This is a genomic window from Streptomyces sp. NPDC028305 (genome assembly GCF_055569495.1).
The window spans coordinates 191442-208605 of record NZ_JBVHTN010000001.1; the positions used below are offsets into that span (position 1 = coordinate 191442).

Sequence of the window (17164 nt, forward strand, 5' to 3'; positions counted from 1 at the left end):
GGTGTTCAGTCCTCCAGTGCTGCCAGGCCGGGGAGCGTCTTGCCCTCGAGGTATTCGAGGCTCGCTCCGCCGCCGGTCGAGATGTGGCCGAAAGCATTCTCGTCGAAGCCCAGGATCCGCACGGCGGCCGCGGAGTCGCCGCCGCCCACCACGGTGAAGGCCGGGCTCTCGACCAGCGCCTGGGCGACGGCCTTGGTGCCCGCGGCGAAATCGGGGTGCTCGAAGACGCCCATCGGGCCGTTCCAGAAGACGGTGGCCGCGTCGGCCAGCTTCGAGGCGTACAGCTCGCAGGTCGCCGGGCCGATGTCCAGACCCATCTGGCCGGCCGGCATCTCCGCGGCGGACACGGCCTGGGGGTGCGCCGGGGCCTTCGTCTTCAGATCCGGGAACTCGGCGGCCACCAGGACGTCGACGGGGAGCACGAACTCCACGCCGCGCTCCTTGGCGCGCGCCAGGTACTCCTGGACGGCCGGGATCTGGTCCTCCTGAAGCAGCGAGTTGCCGATCTCATGGCCCTGGGCCTTGAGGAAGGTGTAGGCCATGCCGCCGCCGATGAGGATGCGGTCGGCCCGCTCCAGGAGGTGGTCGATGACGCCGAGCTTGTCGGACACCTTGGCGCCGCCGAGGACCACCGCGTACGGGCGCTTCACGTCGTCGGTGAGCTGCTTGAGAACGTTCAGTTCGGAGGCGATCAGATGGCCCGCGGCGTGCGGCAGCCGCGCCGGAAGGTCGTACACCGAGGCGTGCTTGCGGTGCACCGCGCCGAAGCCGTCGCCCACATAGACGTCCGCGAGAGCGGCGAGCTGATCGGCGAAGGCGCCGCGCTCGGCGTCGTCCTTGCTGGTCTCACCGGCGTTGAAGCGCAGATTCTCCAGCAGTGCCACATCGCCGTCGCCGAGCCCGGCCACGGCCTGCCGGGCGCCGTCCCCGACCGTGTCGGTCGCGAAGACGACCTCCTTGCCGAGGAGTTCACCGAGCCGCCGGGCGACCGGGGCGAGCGAGAAGCGGGGGTCCGGCGCGCCCTTGGGCCGGCCCAGGTGGGAGGCGACGATCACCTTGGCGCCCGACTTCACGAGCCCGGCGATGGTCGGCACGGCAGCGCGGATGCGGCCGTCGTCGGTGATCGTCTCGCCGTCGAGCGGGACGTTCAGATCGGCACGGACGAAGACCCGCTTCCCGCCGACCTGAAGATCGTCAATCGTCTTCACTGAGGACTCCTAGTTCATGGGAACAGGGCCCGTACGACAGCGTCGTACCGGGCCCTGTCCTGGCTCATCGCGGCAGCGGTCAGAGCTGGTTGCCGACGAAGACGGTCAGGTCGACGAGGCGGTTCGAGTAGCCCCACTCGTTGTCGTACCAACCGATGATCTTGACCTGCTTGCCCTGGGCCATGGTCAGCGAGGAGTCGAAGGTGCAGGAGGCCGGCCAGTTGACGATGTCCGAGGAGACGATCTCGTCCTCGGTGTACTCGAGGATGCCCTTGAGCTGACCCTCGGCGGCCTTCTGGAAAGCGGTGTTGACCTCGTCCCTGGTGACCTCGCGGTCCAGCTCGACCACCAGGTCGGTGACCGAGCCGGTGGGCACCGGGACGCGCATGGCGATGCCGTCCAGCTTGCCCTTGAGCTGCGGGAGCACCAGGGCGGTCGCCTTCGCCGCACCGGTCGAGGTCGGGATGATGTTCTCCGCGGCGGCCCGCGCACGGCGCAGGTCCTTGTGCGGGAAGTCCAGGATGCGCTGGTCGTTGGTGTACGCGTGCACCGTGGTCATCAGGCCCTTGGTGATGCCGAAGGCCTCGTCGAGGACCTTGGCCATCGGGGCGACACAGTTGGTGGTGCAGGACGCGTTGGAGATGACGTGGTGGTTGGCGGCGTCGTACTTCTCCTGGTTGACGCCCATCACGATGGTGATGTCCTCGCCCTTGGCGGGCGCGGAGATCAGGACCTTCTTGGCACCGGCGGCCAGGTGCTTCGCCGCGTCCTCGCGCTTGGTGAAGATGCCCGTCGACTCGATGACGATGTCGGCGCCGAGCTCCGCCCAGGGCAGCTTGGCCGGGTCCCGCTCGGCGAACGTCTTGAACGTCTGGTTGCCGACGGTGATGGTGTTGTCGGTGTGGCTGACCGCCTGCTTCAGCCGACCCAGGATGGTGTCGTACTTCAGCAGGTGGACGAGAGTGGCGTTGTCGGTCAGGTCGTTGACACCGACGATCTCGATGTCCGCGCCCTGGTCCAGGAGCGCGCGGAAGTAGTTGCGTCCGATGCGGCCGAAGCCGTTGATGCCTACGCGGATCGTCACGAACCGATCTCCTCGTTGGTGTGCCGGTATGGACGCCGGCGAGCCTTATTGGATGTCCCCGACCGCGTCCGACCCTACCGCTATCACGGGACGTACGTGACATTGGCACCGGCGGCCCACGTCCACTGAAAAGTGGTACGGACCGCCGGCTTCGATTCACCTATGAGGCACTTTCCGTCACAGCTGGTCAACGCCGCAGCGCACGCAGCGCAATTGCGCCACAAGCCACATATGGCTTGAAAGGGCCACGGGACGCCCCCGGCTTCGCGGTGGAAGCCGGGGGCTTGAGAGGTCTGTCGTACGGGCGGTCGGTCCGCCCGGCCGGGGTGGTCAGCCGACCATGCCCTCGGCCATCTCCTCGGTCAGGCTGGACTCGGTGCCGGGGATCCCCAGGTCCTGGGCGCGCTTGTCCGCCATGGCCAGCAGGCGGCGGATGCGGCCCGCTACCGCGTCCTTGGTCAGCGGCGGGTCGGCGAGCGCGCCCAGCTCCTCCAGGGAGGCCTGCTTGTGCTCCATGCGCAGCCGGCCGGCCGCGGCCAGGTGCTCGGGCACCTCTTCGCCCAGGATCTCCAGCGCGCGCTGCACCCGGGCCCCGGCGGCGACGGCGGCGCGGGCCGAGCGGCGCAGGTTGGCGTCGTCGAAGTTGGCGAGCCGGTTGGCGGTGGCGCGGACCTCGCGGCGCATCCGCCGCTCCTCCCACGCGAGCACCGACTCATGGGCGCCGAGCCGCGTCAACAGCGCGCCGATGGCGTCACCGTCACGGACGACAACGCGGTCAACACCGCGCACCTCCCGCGCCTTGGCGGCGATCTGGAGCCGGCGCGCGGCGCCGACCAGCGCGAGCGCGGCCTCGGGGCCGGGGCAGGTGACCTCCAGCGAGGAGGAGCGGCCGGGTTCGGTGAGCGAGCCGTGGGCGAGGAAGGCCCCGCGCCAGGCTGCCTCGGCGTCACAGGTGGCGCCCGAGACGACCTGCGGCGGCAGCCCGCGGATCGGCCGGCCGCGGCCGTCGACCAGCCCGGTCTGCCGGGCCAGCTGATCACCGCCCGCCACCACCCGCACCACGTAGCGGCTGCCGCGGCGCAGCCCGCCGGGGGCCATCACCACCAGGTCGGAGGAGTGCCCGAAGATCTCCAGGATGTCCTTGCGCACTCTTCGGGCCGCGATGCCCGTGTCCAGCTCAGCTTCGATCACGATGCGCCCGCTGACCAGGTGCAGACCGCCCGCGAACCGCAGGATCGCCGAGACCTCCGCTTTCCGGCAGCAGGTGCGGGTGACGGGGAGCCGGGAGATTTCGTCCTTCACCGCTGCCGTCATCGCCATGGGCCGATCCTTCCATGCATCCGAAAAATACGGTCGTACGCGGCCGCCAGAAGCTCCGGGTCGTGCTTCGGGGAGCCGTCGGGCCTGGCCACCGGCGCCAGCTCGACCGTGCCGCCCAGCCGCTTCGCGGCGTCGCACAGACTGCCCTGGTCGGGGACGGCGGCCTGGTCGGCCAGCACCACGTCGAAGGCGAGTTTAGGGGCGTGTCGGGCCAAAACCTCCAAATGACGCTGCGGGGAGAAGCCGTCGGTTTCGCCGGGCTGGGGGGCCAGGTTCAGCGACAGGACCCTTCGGGCCTTGGTCTCGGTGAGCGCCTCCAGCAGCTCGGGGACCAGCAGATGCGGGATCACGGAGGAGAACCAGGAGCCGGGGCCCAGGACCACCCAGTCGGCGTCAAGGACCGCCTCGACGGCCTCGGGGACGGCCGGCGGGTCATGCGGCACCAGATGGACCGACTGCACCTCGCCGGGGGTGAGCGCGACGGTGGCCTGCCCGCGGACCGTGGTCACCTCGTCCGGCCGGCCCGGGTCATGGCCGCGGACGAACGCCTGGAGCTCCAGCGGGACCGCCGACATGGGCAGCACCCGGCCGTGCGCGCCCAGCAGCTTGCCGACCAGGTCCAGCGCCTTGACGTGGTCGCCCAGCTGCTCCCAGAGGGCGACGATCAGCAGATTGCCGACCGCGTGGCCGTGCAGCTCGCCCTCGCTGATGAAGCGGTGCTGGATGACCCTGGCCCAGGTCTGGCCCCAGTCGTCGTCGCCGCACAGCGCGGCCAGCGCCTTGCGCAGATCGCCGGGCGGCAGCACGTCCAGCTCGTCGCGCAGCCGCCCGCTGGAGCCCCCGTCGTCGGCGACGGTGACGACGGCGGTCAGATCGCCGGTGATCCGGCGCAGGGCGGCGAGCGAGGCGGACAGCCCCATCCCGCCGCCGAGCGCGACCACCTTGGGCTGCGCTCCTCTGCTGGTACGGGATCCGACCAGCCGCCGCAGCCGTCTGGTCCTGATCGTCACTCGCGCCCCATGTCACGGTGGACGATGACGGTTTCGACTCCCTCGGCGGCGAGTCGGGCGGCGAGCCGCTCGGACATCGCGACGCTGCGGTGCTTGCCCCCGGTGCAGCCGACGGCGATGGTCACATAGCGCTTGCCCTCGCGGCGGTAGCCCGTCGCGATGAGCTGGAGCAGCTCGGCGTAGCGGTCGAGGAACTCCTTGGCGCCGGGCTGGTTGAAGACATAGCCGGCGACCTCCTCGTTGAGGCCGGTGAAGGGGCGCAGCTCCGGGACCCAGTGCGGGTTCGGCAGGAAGCGGCAGTCCACCACCAGGTCGGCGTCGACCGGCAGGCCGTACTTGTAGCCGAAGGACATGACGGTGGCGCGCAGCTCCGGCTCCTCCTCGCCGGCGAACTGGGCGTCCATCTTGGCGCGCAGCTCGTGCACATTGAGGCTGGAGGTGTCGATCACCAGGTCGGCATCGCCGCGCAGCTCGCGCAGCAGGTCCCGCTCGGCCGCGATGCCGTCCACGATCCGGCCGTCGCCCTGGAGCGGGTGCGGGCGGCGCACCGACTCGAAGCGGCGCACCAGGGCGTCGTCGGAGGCCTCCAGGAACAGGACGCGGCGCTTGACGTTCTTGGCGGCCAGGTCCGCCAGGGACTCGCGCAGATTGTCGAAGAAGCGGCGGCCGCGGACGTCGACGACCACCGCGATACGGGCCACATTGCCCTGGGAACGGGCGCCGAGGTCCACCATGGTGGGGATCAGCGCGGGCGGCAGGTTGTCCACGACGAACCAGCCGAGGTCCTCCAGACACTTGGCGGCGGTGCTGCGGCCCGCGCCCGACATGCCGGAGATGATCACCAGCTCGGGGATGGCCGCCGCCTCGGCGGCGGTGTCTCCCGGGGTGCCCGTATTCACCTGCGCTCCGTCTCCATGATTCTCATGTTCGTTCATCTGTCCGTCCCCCGCGTCGCTGACGACACCGCGCTCGCGGCCTCGTCCTCAATGATCTCTCCTGTGGCGGTGTTCACCGCCGGGGCGGCCGGGGCCGCCATGGCGAGGGCGGCGGCGACCGTCTCGGCCGTCTTGCGGCCCACCCCCGGCACCTCGCATATCTGCTCGACGGTCGCGGCGCGCAGCCGCTTGAGCGAGCCGAAGTGCTTCAGGAGCGCCTGCCGACGGCTGTCGCCGAGCCCGGGCACGGTGTCCAGCGGCCCGGCCTTCATGGACTTGGCCCGCTTGCCGCGCTGGTAGGTGATGGCGAAGCGGTGGGCCTCGTCGCGCACCCGCTGGAGCAGGTAGAGCCCCTCGCTGCTGCGGGGCAGCACCACCGGGTCCTCCTCGCCGGGCAGCCAGACCTCCTCCAGCCGCTTGGCGAGGCCGCAGACGGCCACGTCGTCGATCCCCAGCTCGTCCAGCGCCCGCTGGGCGGCGGCGACCTGCGGCCGGCCGCCGTCCACGACGACGAGCTGCGGCGGGTAGGCGAACCGCTTCGGCCTGCCGCTCTCGTCGATGGGCCCGGCGGGGGCGGCGAACTCCTCCTCGGACTGCTTGGGGTGTCCGCCCGGCGCCGCGTCGCCGTCGGGCGCCGGGCCCCACTCGCCGGTGTCCGTCTTCTCCCGGAGATAGCGGCGGAACCGGCGGCCGACCACCTCGTGCATGGCGCGGACGTCGTCCTGCCCCGCGAAGCTCTTGATCTGGAAGCGGCGGTACTCGCTCTTGCGCGCCAGGCCGTCCTCGAAGACCACCATGGACGCCACCACGTCCTCGCCCTGGAGGTGGGAGATGTCGAAGCACTCGATGCGCAGCGGGGCGGAGTCCAGCTCCAGGGCCTCGGCGATCTCCTCCAGTGCGCGCGAGCGCGTGGTCAGGTCGGAGGCGCGCTTGGTCTTGTGCAGCGCGAGCGCCTGCTGGGCGTTGCGCGCGACGGTCGCCATCAGGTCCTTCTTGTCGCCGCGCTGCGGGATGCGCAGATCGACCCGGGAGCCGCGGCGGTCGCTCAGCCACTGGGCGACCGGCTCGGCGGGCTCGGGCAGGGCGGGGACCAGGACCTCCTTGGGGACCGCGTCGCCCTTCTCCTCCCCGTAGAGCTGCTGGAGCGCGTGCTCGACCAGCCCGGCGGTGTCGACGGCCTCCACCTTGTCGGTGACCCAGCCACGCTGGCCGCGGACCCGGCCGCCGCGCACATGGAAGATCTGGACGGCGGCCTCCAGCTCGTCCTCGGCGATCGCGATCAGGTCGGCGTCGGTGGCGTCGGCGAGGACGACGGCGTTCTTCTCCATGGCGCGCTTGAGCGCCCCGATGTCGTCACGGAGCCGGGCCGCCTTCTCGTACTCCATCTCCTCGGCGGCCTCCTGCATCCGCTCCTCGAGGCGGCGCAGATAGGTGCCGGTGCGCCCGGCCATGAAGTCACAGAACTCCTCGGCCAGCCGCCGGTGTTCCTCGGCGGTCACCCGGCCCACACAGGGGGCGGAGCACTTGCCGATATAGCCGAGCAGACAGGGGCGGCCGATCTGGGCGGAGCGCTTGAACACCCCGGCCGAGCAGGTGCGCACCGGGAACACCCGCAGCATCAGGTCGACCGTCTCGCGGATGGCCCAGGCGTGGCCGTACGGGCCGAAGTAGCGCACGCCCTTCTTCTTGGGGCCGCGCATGACCTGGACCCGGGGGAATTCCTCGTTGAGCGTGACGGCGAGGGACGGATAGCTCTTGTCGTCGCGGTATTTGACGTTGAACCGGGGGTCGAACTCCTTGATCCAGGAGTACTCGAGCTGCAACGCCTCGACCTCCGTGCTCACCATGGTCCACTCGACGGAGGCGGCGGTGGTGACCATGGTGCGGGTGCGCGGGTGGAGGTTCGCCAGGTCCTGGAAGTAGGAGGAGAGCCGCGGGCGCAGGCTCTTCGCCTTTCCTACGTAGATCACCCGGCCGTGCTCGTCTCGGAACTTGTAGACCCCCGGCGACTCGGGGATCTGTCCCGGCTTGGGGCGGTAGCTGCTCGGGTCGGCCATGGTCACCACCCTACTGGCGGGGAGTGACAGTCCGGAGCGATCGGGCCGCCGCCCGGCGGCGGCTTTCCGCCCTCGGCCCCGCCCGAGGCCCCGGCGGGGTTCACGGTCCGCGACGGGTAGCGCGTAAACGCTTGCGTAAGCGTTTACGCGCGGCGTTCGATGCGGTACGTTCCTGCTCCATGGCGACCATGGCTGATGTGGCCCGGCGCGCGGGCGTGTCCGTGGCCACCGTCTCTCATGTGCTCAATGAGACCCGCCCGGTGCTCCCGGGCACCCGCCAGGCGGTGCTCGACGCCATCGACGCCCTGGGCTACACCCACAACACCCTCGCGCGCTCCCTGGTCACCGCGCGCACCCGCTCGATCGGCCTGGCGGTCTCGGCGATCAGCAATCCGTACTTCACCGAGATCCTCCAGGGCGTCGAGGCCGGCGCCCTGGAGCACGGCTACGGGCTGCTCATCGCCGACCCGCACGACGACCCCGGGCACGAGCGCGAGGCCGTGCGCCTCCTCCACGAGCGACGGGTGGACGGAGTGATCGTCGCCGCCTCCGCCGAGCCCGGCGCGATGATCGACTATCTGACCCGCCACCGGGTCCCCGCCGTCTTCCTCGACCGGCTGGTCGGCGACGGCCACGACCAGGTGGGCGCGGAGAACGCCTTCCACGTCGAGCAGCTCGTCCTCCACCTCGCCGACCTCGGCCACACCCGCATCGGCCTGGTCGCGGGCGCCCACGGGCTGAGCACCACCGACGAGCGGATCGCCGGCTACCGCGCCGGGCTGCTCCGGCGGGGGCTGCCATTCGCCCCCGAGCTGCTGGTCGGCGGCGACTCCGAGGCGGACGGCGCCCGGGACGCCACCCAACGGCTGCTGGCGGCGTCCCCGCGGCCCACCGCGATCGTCACCGCCAACAACGCGATGACCATCGGCGCGCTGCGCGCCCTGCACGAGGCGGGCCTCGGCGTGCCCGACGACATCGCGCTGGTCTGCTTCGACGACTTCTCCTGGGCCGATGTGTTCTCGCCGCGGCTCACCGCGATCTCGCAGCCCAGCCGGCAGATCGGCGCCACCGCGGTCACCCTGCTGCTCGACCGGCTGGCGGACCCCGCCCGGCCGCCGCGGACCGTCCGGCTGCCCTGCACCTTCGTCCACCGCACGTCGTGCGGATGTAGGGCATGAAGCGCCCGGACAGGACCTGAGACCCCAACGGCCCCGGAACCCCAACCCACCCACAACGTGAGGAATCGCCTCATGATCGTCGTCGCCGGAGAAGCCCTGATCGATCTGGTGCCCGACCGCCCGGCAGCGGCCGGACCCGCGGTGGACCCGGCCCTGCCGGCGCTGCTGCCGCAGCGCGGCGGCGGCCCGTACAACACGGCGGTGGCGCTGGGCCGGCTGGGCTCGCCGACCGCTTTCTGCTCCCGGATCTCGACGGACGGCTTCGGCGAGTCGCTGATGGCGGGGCTGCGCGACGACGGCGTGGACACCGCGCTGGTGCAGCGCGGCGCGGAGCCGACCACACTGGCGGTCGCGTCGATAGCCCCCGACGGCTCGGCGGGCTACGGCTTCTACGTCGAGGGCACCGCGGACCGTCTCTTCGAGCTGCCCGAGGCCCTTCCCGACTCGGTCACGGCCGTGTCCTTCGGCACCTGCTCGCTGGTGCTGGAGCCGGGCGCGAGCGCGTACGAGGCGCTGCTGCGGCGGGAGGCGGCGCGGGGCGTCTTCACCGCGCTCGACCCGAACATCCGCACCGGCCTGATCCCGGACGCCGACGCCTACCGCGCCCGGTTCCTCGGCTGGCTGCCACACATCGGCCTGCTCAAGCTGTCCCTGGAGGACGCCGCCTGGCTGGCCGGCCCCGGGGACCCGGCGGCGGCCGTCCGGGAGTGGCTGGCGGCGGGCCCGGCGGCCGTGGTCCTCACCCACGGCGGGAACGGCATCAGCGTCATCACCCGGGGCGGGGCCGACTGCTCGGTCCCCGGCGTACGGGTCGATGTCGTGGACACCATCGGGGCGGGCGACACGGTGAACGCCGCGCTGCTGCACCGTCTGGCGGCGCACCAGGCGCTGACGGCGGAGGCGGTGGCGAAGCTGGACGAGGCCGCCTGGCGGGATGTGCTCGGCTTCGCCGCGCGGGCGGCCGCCGTCACCTGCTCCCGGGCGGGCGCGCAGCCGCCCTACGCGGCCGAGCTCTGAGCCGAGGGACCTCCGAGGCCCGCCGCCGGCGCGGCGGGGTCCGGAGTGTGCCGCGCCCGGCGGGGGCGCGGCACACTCCGGGCGCTACTTCGCGGCCGCGCGCCGCCCGGAGACCGTCGCCTTCGCCGCGGCCTTCTTGACGGCGGTCTTCGCGGCGACGGTCTTGGCTGCGGCGGTCTTCTTGGCCGCCGCCTTCTTGGCCGGAGCCTTCGCGGGGGCCTTCTTCGCGGTCTTCCGCCCGACCGGCGGCGCCACCGCGTCGCTCACCAGATCCCCCAGCATCTCCCTGAGGAACTTGCCGGTGTGGCTGGCCGGGACCGAGGCCACCTGCTCGGGGGTGCCCTCGGCGACGACCAGACCGCCGCCGCTGCCGCCCTCCGGGCCCATGTCCACGACCCAGTCCGCCGTCTTGATCACATCGAGGTTGTGCTCGATGACGATCACGGTGTTTCCCTTGTCGACCAGCCCGGACAGCACCTTGATCAGCTTGCTGATGTCCTCGAAGTGCAGCCCGGTCGTGGGCTCGTCCAGGACATAGACCGTGCGCCCCGTCGACCGCTTCTGGAGCTCGCTGGCGAGCTTGACGCGCTGCGCCTCACCGCCGGAGAGGGTCGGCGCGGGCTGCCCGAGCCGGACGTAGCCGAGCCCGACCTCGTTGAGCGTGCGCAGATGGCGGGAGATCGTCGGCACCGCCTCGAAGAAGTCGAGCGCCTCCTCGATGGGCATGTCCAGCACCTCGGCGATGGACTTGCCCTTGTAGTGCACCTCCAGGGTCTCCCGGTTGTAGCGCGCGCCGTGGCAGACCTCGCACGGCACATACACATCCGGCAGGAAGTTCATCTCGATCTTGATGGTGCCGTCGCCGGAGCAGTTCTCGCAGCGGCCGCCCTTGACGTTGAAGGAGAACCGCCCGGGCTGGTATCCGCGGACCTTGGCCTCCATCGTCTCCGCGAACAGCTTGCGCACATGGTCGAAGACGCCCGTGTACGTCGCCGGGTTGGAGCGCGGGGTGCGGCCGATGGGCGACTGGTCGACATGGACCACCTTGTCGACGAGGTCGTCGCCGGCGACCCGGGTGTGCCGGCCCGGGACGGCCCGCGCCCCGTTCAGCTCGCGCGCCAGGTGGGTGTACAGGATGTCGTTGACCAGGGTCGACTTGCCCGATCCGGAGACGCCGGTGACGGCGGTGAGCACACCGAGCGGGAAGGACACATCGATGTCCTGGAGGTTGTTCTCCCGCGCGCCGTGGACCGTCAGCTGCCGCCCGGGGTCCATGGGCCGGCGCATCCCCGGCAGCTCGATGGCCCTCTTCCCGGCCAGGTACTGCCCGGTCATCGAGTCCTCGTTGGCCAGCAGCTCCTTGAGCGGCCCGCTGTGGACCACCTTGCCGCCGTGCTCACCCGCGCCCGGGCCGATGTCCACCACCCAGTCCGAGGTCTTGATGGTGTCCTCGTCGTGCTCGACGACGATCAGGGTGTTGCCCAGGTCGCGCAGCCGCACCAGCGTCTCGATCAGCCGGTGGTTGTCGCGCTGGTGCAGCCCGATCGACGGCTCGTCCAGCACATACAACACGCCCACCAGGCCGGAGCCGATCTGGGTGGCCAGCCGGATGCGCTGCGCCTCGCCGCCGGAGAGCGTGCCCGCCGCGCGGTTGAGCGAGAGATAGTCCAGGCCGACGTCGACCAGGAACCGCAGCCGCTCGTTGACCTCCTTGAGCACCCGCTGGGCGATGGTCTTGTCGCGGGCGCTCAGCTTCATGTCGCGCAGGAACTCGGCGCACTCGCTGATCGACATCGCGGAGACCTCCGCGATGGAGCGGCCCTCCACGGTGACCGCCAGGATGAGCGGCTTGAGCCGGGTGCCCTCACAGGTGGGGCAGGGCACCTCGCGCATATAGCCCTCGAAGCGCTCACGGCTGGAGTCGCTCTCCGCCTCCGTGTACCGACGCCTGACGAACGGCACCGCCCCCTCGAAGGCCGTGACATAGGCGCGCTCCCGCCCGTAGCGGTTGCGGTAGCGGACCTCGATCTGCGTCTTGTGCCCGTAGAGCAGCGCCTTCTTGGCGCGCTGCGGGAGCCCGGCCCAGGGGATGTCCGTACGGAAGCCGAGCGCGTCGGCCAGGCCGCCGTAGAGCCGGGCGAAGTAGTCCTTGGTGTGGCCGTGGGACCAGGGGTGGATGGCGCCCTCGTCGAGCGACTTCTCCTCGTCCGGGATGATCAGCTCGGGGTCGACCTCCATGCGGGTGCCGATGCCGGTGCACTCCGGGCAGGCGCCGAAGGGCGAGTTGAACGAGAAGGAGCGCGGCTCCAGCTCCTCGAAGGACAGGTCGTCGTACGGGCAGTAGAGGTGCTCGGAGAACATCCGCTCGCGCTGCGGGTCGTCCTCGTCGAGGTCGACGAAGTCGAGGATCACCATGCCGCCGGAGAGGCCGAGCGCGGTCTCCACGGAGTCGGTCAGCCGCCGCTTGGCGCTTTCCTTGACGGTCAGGCGGTCGATGACCACCTCGATGGTGTGCTTCTCCTGCTTCTTCAGCTTCGGCGGGTCGGTCAGCTGGATGGTCGCGCCGTCCACCCGCGCCCGGCTGTAGCCCTTGGTCTGGAGGTCGGCGAAGAGGTCGACGAACTCCCCCTTGCGCTCGCGCACCAGCGGGGACAGCACCTGGAAGCGGCTGCCCTCGGGCAGCTCCAGCACCTTGTCGACGATCGCCTGCGGCGACTGCCGGGAGATCGGGCGGCCGCACTCGGGGCAGTGCGGCTTGCCGATCCTGGCGAACAGCAGCCGGAGGTAGTCATAGACCTCCGTGATGGTGCCGACCGTGGAGCGGGGGTTCCGCGAGGTGGACTTCTGGTCGATGGACACCGCCGGGGACAGGCCCTCGATGAAGTCCACGTCGGGCTTGTCCATCTGCCCCAGGAACTGGCGGGCGTACGAGGAGAGCGACTCGACGTAGCGGCGCTGCCCCTCCGCGAAGATCGTGTCGAACGCGAGGGACGACTTGCCCGACCCGGAGAGCCCGGTGAAGACGATGAGGGAGTCGCGAGGGAGGTCGAGCGAGACGTTCTTGAGGTTGTGCTCGCGAGCGCCACGGACGATGAGACGGTCGGCCACGCCGGTCGGCACCTTTCTTGAGAGAGGTGGGGGTCCGCGGGCCCCGCTGCCATGGAGCTCTGCCGGGACGCAGAGCCGGAGCGAGGCGAAGCCCCCCGACCCAGGGTAGGGGGCGCTGCGGCGATGTCTTTAAGGATGCAGCACATGAGCCTATAGCACGCACATTCGAATTGCGGCCGGAGTCCAACAGCTTCACCCGAACGTGTGGTGAGCACTACCGTCGGAACATGACCGACTACGCACGTGACGCCGCCGCGGTGCGGGGCGCGACCGACCGCCTCATGAGCTCGGTGTCCCGGCTGGAGGAGAGCGCCGTCGACGAGCCCTCGCTGCTCCCCGGCTGGACCCGCGGCCACGTGCTGGCGCATCTGGCGCGCAATGCGGACGCCCTGGTGAACCTCCTCACATGGGCGCGCACCGGAGAGCCGACCCCCATGTACGAGAGCGAGGACGCGCGCGACAGCGCCATCGAGGACGCGGCGGGCCGCCCGCTGCCGGTCCACCTCGACGACCTGCGCACCAGCGCCTTCCGCCTCTACGCGGCGGCCGCGGCGCTCCCCGCCGGCCGCCGGTCGTACGAGGTCACCATGCGGCGCGGCGTCGTCGAGCCGGCCGGCCGACTGCCCTTCCGCAGGCTGCTCGAGGTCGAGCTGCACCATGTGGACCTCGGGGTCGGCTACACCCTGGCGGACCTGCCCGCCGCGTTCGTCGAGCAGGCGCTGGACTTCCTCACCGAGGTGAGATTCGCCGGACAGCCCGGCGTCCCCCCGCTGCGGCTGGTGTCCGGCGAGGGCGGCCGGGTCCGGCACACCGGCCGCGCGGGCGCGGGCCGCGAGGACCTCACGGCGGTCACCGTCGAAGGCCCCTCCGCCGCCCTGTTGGGCTGGCTCACCGGGCGCACGGACGGGGCCGGGCTGTCCTGCCCCGACGGGCCCCTGCCGGTCCTGCCGCCACTAGGCTGAGGCCATGACTTACAGCGGAGCGGTGAAGGTCGGCGGACCGGCGGACGTGCACGAACTGACCGATCTCATGATCTCGAAGGTCGCGGTCGGCCCGATGAACAACAACGCCTATCTGCTGCGCTGCCGGGCCACCGACGAGCAGCTGCTGATCGACGCCGCGGCCGAGCCGCACACGCTGCTGACGCTCATCGGGAGCAGCGGTATCGCCTCCGTCGTCACCACCCACCGCCACCAGGACCACTGGGGCGCGCTGCGCGAGGTGGTGGAGGTCACCGGTGCCCGCACCTACGCGGGCCGTTACGACGCCGAGGGCATCCCGGTCCCCACCGATGTGCCCGTCGAGGACGGCGACACGGTGCGCGTCGGCCGGGTCGAGCTCACCGCCCGCCATCTGGTCGGCCACACCCCGGGCTCCATCGCCCTGGTCTACGACGACCCGCACGGCCACCCGCACGTGTTCACCGGCGACTGCCTCTTCCCGGGCGGGGTCGGCAACACCTGGAAGGACGCGAAGGCGTTCGAGAGCCTCATCGACGACGTGGAGACCAAGCTCTTCGACCGGCTGCCGGACGAGACCTGGGTGTACCCCGGCCACGGCGACGACACCACCCTCGGCGCCGAGCGCCCGCACCTGGGCGAGTGGCGCGAACGGGGCTGGTGAGCGACGTGTGAGGGGAGCGCGCGCCGCGCCCGCACGCCGCGCGCTCTTCCCCGCGCCGCACGCCCCGTAACCGGGGGCGCGCGGCGGCGGTTGGCGCTTCATGCACGACGACCGCCCCCCGTCGATGGTCCGGCTCGCCGCCGCGTCCCTGGTCGGCACCGCCATCGAGTTCTACGACTTCTTCGTCTACGGCACCGCGGCCGCCCTCGTCCTCGGCCCGCTCTTCTTCCCCAATGTCTCCCCGCTCGCCGGGACCCTCGCCGCCTTCGGCACCTTCGCCGTCGGCTTTCTCTCCCGGCCCCTGGGGTCGGCGCTCTTCGGCCCGCTCGGCGACCGGTACGGCAGACGGCCGGTTCTCATCCTGTCGCTGCTGCTCACCGGCGTCGCGACGGTCGCGGTCGGCTTTGTGCCCAGCTACGACTCGATCGGCGTCGCGGCCCCCGTGCTGCTGCTCGTGCTGCGCTTTCTCCAGGGCCTCGGGCTCGGCGGCGAGTGGGGCGGCGCGGTGCTGCTGACCGTCGAGCACGCGCCCGAGCGGCGGCGCGGGCTGTGGGCGGGCTTCCCGCAGATCGGCCCGTCCGTCGGCTTCCTGCTGGCCAACGGCGTGATGCTGACCCTGTCGGCGACGCTGACCGAGGACAGCTTCCGGTCCTGGGGCTGGCGGGTGCCGTTCTGGGCGGCCGGCCTGCTGGTGGCGGCCGGGCTGCTGCTGCGCGCCCAGCTCGCGGAGTCGCCGCGGTTCCAGGAGCTGGCCGAACGCGATGAGCGCGCCGCGGCGCCGCTCGCCGAGGTGCTGCGCCACCACTGGCGGCTGGTGCTGCTCACGGCGGGCGGGCTCGCGGTGGGCTACGCCGTGTTCTACACCGTGACGACCTGGTCGCTCGTGTACGGCACGGAGCGGCTGGGGGTGGACCGCACGGTCATGCTCGGCTGTGTCATGGCGGCCGTGGCGGTCCTGGGCGCGCTGACGCCCCTGGCGGCGCATCTCGGCGACCGCCTCGGGCGGCGGACCATGTGCCTGGCGGGCTGCACCGCCACGGTGTTGTGGATGTTCCCGATGGTGGCGCTGTTGCACACCGGGCGGGTGCCGCTGATGTTCCTCGGCTTCCTGGGTGCGCTGCTGGCCTTCATCGCGATGCTCGCCGTCACGGCGGCCTATCTGCCCGAGCTGTACGAGCCGCGGGTGCGCTGCACGGGCGCGGCGCTCGGCTACAACCTCGGGGGCGTGCTCGGCGGCGGGCTCACCCCGCTGGTGGCGACGGCCCTGTCGCGCGGCGACGGTCCGCCGTGGGGCGTCGCCGCGTATCTGACGGGCATCGCGCTGCTCAGCCTGGGCTGCTTCGCGCTGCTGCCGGAGACCCGCCCGGCGGACGGCGCGGACCGCCGCCTCTCGCGGCCGATGGAGGCCGGGGAGGCGACGGTCTAGGGCCCGCTCCGGGGTCAGGGCGGCCCGGGGCGAGTTCGGCCCGCTCCGGGGCCGTCAGGGCGGCCCGGGGCGAGTTCGGGGCGGGAGCCGGCGGGTGCGGCCGCCGGCTCCCTGTGGGGTGGATCAGGCGTCCACGCTGTCCCGGTCCGTGGCCTCCGGGTCCGACTCGCCGGCCGCCCGCTCCCGCTCGGCCTGCTTCTTGGAGGCGTAGAGGCTGGTGACCGTGGTGATGGCGAGCACCGAGCAGATGACCCCGAGGGAGACCGGGATGCTGATCTCGGGGACGTTGACCCCGGACTCGTGGAGCGCGTGCAGCACCAGCTTCACGCCGATGAAGCCGAGGATCACCGACAGCCCGTAGGACAGGTGGACCAGCTTCTTCAGCAGCCCGCCGATCAGGAAGTACAGCTGGCGCAGGCCCATCAGCGCGAAGGCGTTGGCCGTGAAGACGATGTACGGGTCCTGGGTGAGGCCGAAGATCGCGGGGATCGAGTCGAGCGCGAACAGGACGTCCGTGGTGCCGATCGCCAGCATGACGATGAGCATCGGGGTCATCAGGCGCTTGCCGTTCTCGACGATGAACAGCTTGGTGCCGTGGTACTTGTCGGTGGACGGGAAGCGCTTCTCGACCGCCTTCAGGAGGCGGTTCTCCTCGAACTCCTCTTCCTCCTCGTCGGCGCGGGCCTCCTGGATCAGCTTCCAGGCGGTCCAGATGAGGAAGGCTCCGAAGAGGTAGAAGACCCAGGCGAAGTTCGAGATGATCGCGGCGCCGGCGCCGATGAAGATCGCCCGCAGCACGAGCGCGATGAGCACGCCCACCATCAGCACCCGCTGCTGGTAGATCGTCGGCACCGCGAACTTCGCCATGATCAGCACGAAGACGAAGAGGTTGTCGACGCTCAGCGACTTCTCGGTGATGAACCCGGCGAAGAACTCACCTGACGGCTGGCCGCCCGCGAAGATCAGCAGGCCGAGGCCGAACAGCCCGGCGAGGGCGATCCAGACGGCGGTCCAGATCCCCGCCTCTTTGATCGAGACCTCGTGTGGTTTGCGGCCGCCTATGAAGAAGTCGACGGCGATGAGGGCGCACAGACCCACGATGGTCAGCACCCATAGGGTCCAGGAAACGTCCACTGTTCCTCCGGCATTCGTACGGCAATTTCAGCGTCGTCGCTGCCGGAGGTCTCTTCCGCCCGGG

13 protein-coding genes are annotated in these 17164 nt (G+C 71.2%); 5 read left to right on the plus strand and 8 right to left on the minus strand.

The window, feature by feature from the left end; all coding sequences use genetic code 11:
* Positions 1–5: 5 nt before the first annotated feature.
* From ACZ4WQ_RS00890 to uvrC, 6 genes are all read right to left on the minus strand, one after another.
* Complete coding sequence (locus tag ACZ4WQ_RS00890) at positions 6–1208, minus strand: phosphoglycerate kinase (RefSeq protein ID WP_311724894.1); 1203 nt, start codon at positions 1206–1208, stop codon at positions 6–8.
* Between the two features lie 79 nt (positions 1209–1287).
* Entirely contained in the window at positions 1288–2292 is a 1005-nt protein-coding gene (gap, locus tag ACZ4WQ_RS00895; RefSeq protein WP_311724893.1) for a type I glyceraldehyde-3-phosphate dehydrogenase, read from the minus strand.
* A gap of 330 nt (positions 2293–2622) precedes the next feature.
* Entirely contained in the window at positions 2623–3612 is a 990-nt protein-coding gene (gene whiA, locus ACZ4WQ_RS00900; RefSeq protein ID WP_065958444.1) for a DNA-binding protein WhiA, read from the minus strand.
* Positions 3603–4622, minus strand: a complete 1020-nt coding sequence (locus tag ACZ4WQ_RS00905; RefSeq protein ID WP_311724892.1) for a gluconeogenesis factor YvcK family protein — start codon at positions 4620–4622, stop codon at positions 3603–3605. The genes whiA and ACZ4WQ_RS00905 overlap by 10 nt, the downstream gene beginning before the upstream one ends.
* Entirely contained in the window at positions 4619–5557 is a 939-nt protein-coding gene (gene rapZ, locus ACZ4WQ_RS00910) for an RNase adapter RapZ (protein ID WP_311724891.1), read from the minus strand. Before rapZ ends, ACZ4WQ_RS00905 begins: the two co-directional genes overlap by 4 nt.
* Positions 5554–7614, minus strand: coding sequence for an excinuclease ABC subunit UvrC (uvrC, locus tag ACZ4WQ_RS00915; protein WP_398370271.1), 2061 nt, complete (start codon positions 7612–7614; stop codon positions 5554–5556). The genes rapZ and uvrC overlap by 4 nt, the downstream gene beginning before the upstream one ends.
* Positions 7615–7793: 179 nt before the next feature.
* On the opposite strand from uvrC, the gene ACZ4WQ_RS00920 reads away from it, so the two are divergent.
* Both ACZ4WQ_RS00920 and ACZ4WQ_RS00925 read left to right on the plus strand, forming a co-directional pair.
* A complete protein-coding gene (locus tag ACZ4WQ_RS00920) occupies positions 7794–8792 on the plus strand; it encodes a LacI family DNA-binding transcriptional regulator (RefSeq protein ID WP_311724889.1) in 999 nt (332 codons plus the stop codon).
* A gap of 72 nt (positions 8793–8864) precedes the next feature.
* On the plus strand, positions 8865–9809 hold the full coding sequence (locus tag ACZ4WQ_RS00925) for a carbohydrate kinase family protein (protein ID WP_311724888.1): 945 nt from the start codon (positions 8865–8867) through the stop codon (positions 9807–9809).
* 84 nt (positions 9810–9893) lie between these two features.
* On the opposite strand, the gene uvrA is transcribed toward ACZ4WQ_RS00925, so the two are convergent.
* Positions 9894–12917, minus strand: coding sequence for an excinuclease ABC subunit UvrA (gene uvrA, locus ACZ4WQ_RS00930; protein WP_311724887.1), 3024 nt, complete (start codon positions 12915–12917; stop codon positions 9894–9896).
* A gap of 227 nt (positions 12918–13144) precedes the next feature.
* Here uvrA and ACZ4WQ_RS00935 point away from each other — a divergent pair, with 227 nt between their 5' ends.
* The 3 genes from ACZ4WQ_RS00935 to ACZ4WQ_RS00945 all read left to right on the plus strand — a co-directional run bounded on the left by ACZ4WQ_RS00935 (position 13145) and on the right by ACZ4WQ_RS00945 (position 15966).
* Positions 13145–13879, plus strand: a complete 735-nt coding sequence (locus ACZ4WQ_RS00935; RefSeq protein WP_398370268.1) for a maleylpyruvate isomerase family mycothiol-dependent enzyme — start codon at positions 13145–13147, stop codon at positions 13877–13879.
* A gap of 4 nt (positions 13880–13883) precedes the next feature.
* A complete protein-coding gene (locus tag ACZ4WQ_RS00940; RefSeq protein ID WP_352131087.1) occupies positions 13884–14540 on the plus strand; it encodes an MBL fold metallo-hydrolase in 657 nt (218 codons plus the stop codon).
* Between the two features lie 124 nt (positions 14541–14664).
* Positions 14665–15966, plus strand: a complete 1302-nt coding sequence (locus ACZ4WQ_RS00945; protein ID WP_398370548.1) for an MFS transporter — start codon at positions 14665–14667, stop codon at positions 15964–15966.
* A 123-nt stretch (positions 15967–16089) separates the two neighbouring features.
* Here the strand turns inward: ACZ4WQ_RS00945 and ACZ4WQ_RS00950 are convergent, their stop codons facing one another.
* Positions 16090–17100 carry a TerC family protein gene (locus ACZ4WQ_RS00950; RefSeq protein WP_311724884.1) on the minus strand — a complete coding sequence of 337 codons (1011 nt, stop codon included), beginning with the start codon at positions 17098–17100 and terminating at the stop codon, positions 16090–16092.
* Between the last annotated feature and the right edge of the window lie 64 nt (positions 17101–17164).

Excerpts from the sequence above, each read along its gene's own strand:
- whiA (WP_065958444.1), bottom strand. The coding sequence starts at position 3,612 with ATGGCGATGACGGCAGCGGTGAAGGACGAAATCTCCCGGCTCCCCGTC.
- rapZ (WP_311724891.1), bottom strand. The coding sequence starts at position 5,557 with ATGAACGAACATGAGAATCATGGAGACGGAGCGCAGGTGAATACGGGC.
- uvrC (WP_398370271.1), bottom strand. The coding sequence starts at position 7,614 with ATGGCCGACCCGAGCAGCTACCGCCCCAAGCCGGGACAGATCCCCGAG.
- ACZ4WQ_RS00920 (WP_311724889.1), top strand. The coding sequence starts at position 7,794 with ATGGCGACCATGGCTGATGTGGCCCGGCGCGCGGGCGTGTCCGTGGCC.
- ACZ4WQ_RS00925 (WP_311724888.1), top strand. The coding sequence starts at position 8,865 with ATGATCGTCGTCGCCGGAGAAGCCCTGATCGATCTGGTGCCCGACCGC.
- ACZ4WQ_RS00935 (WP_398370268.1), top strand. The coding sequence starts at position 13,145 with ATGACCGACTACGCACGTGACGCCGCCGCGGTGCGGGGCGCGACCGAC.
- ACZ4WQ_RS00940 (WP_352131087.1), top strand. The coding sequence starts at position 13,884 with ATGACTTACAGCGGAGCGGTGAAGGTCGGCGGACCGGCGGACGTGCAC.
- ACZ4WQ_RS00945 (WP_398370548.1), top strand. The coding sequence starts at position 14,665 with ATGGTCCGGCTCGCCGCCGCGTCCCTGGTCGGCACCGCCATCGAGTTC.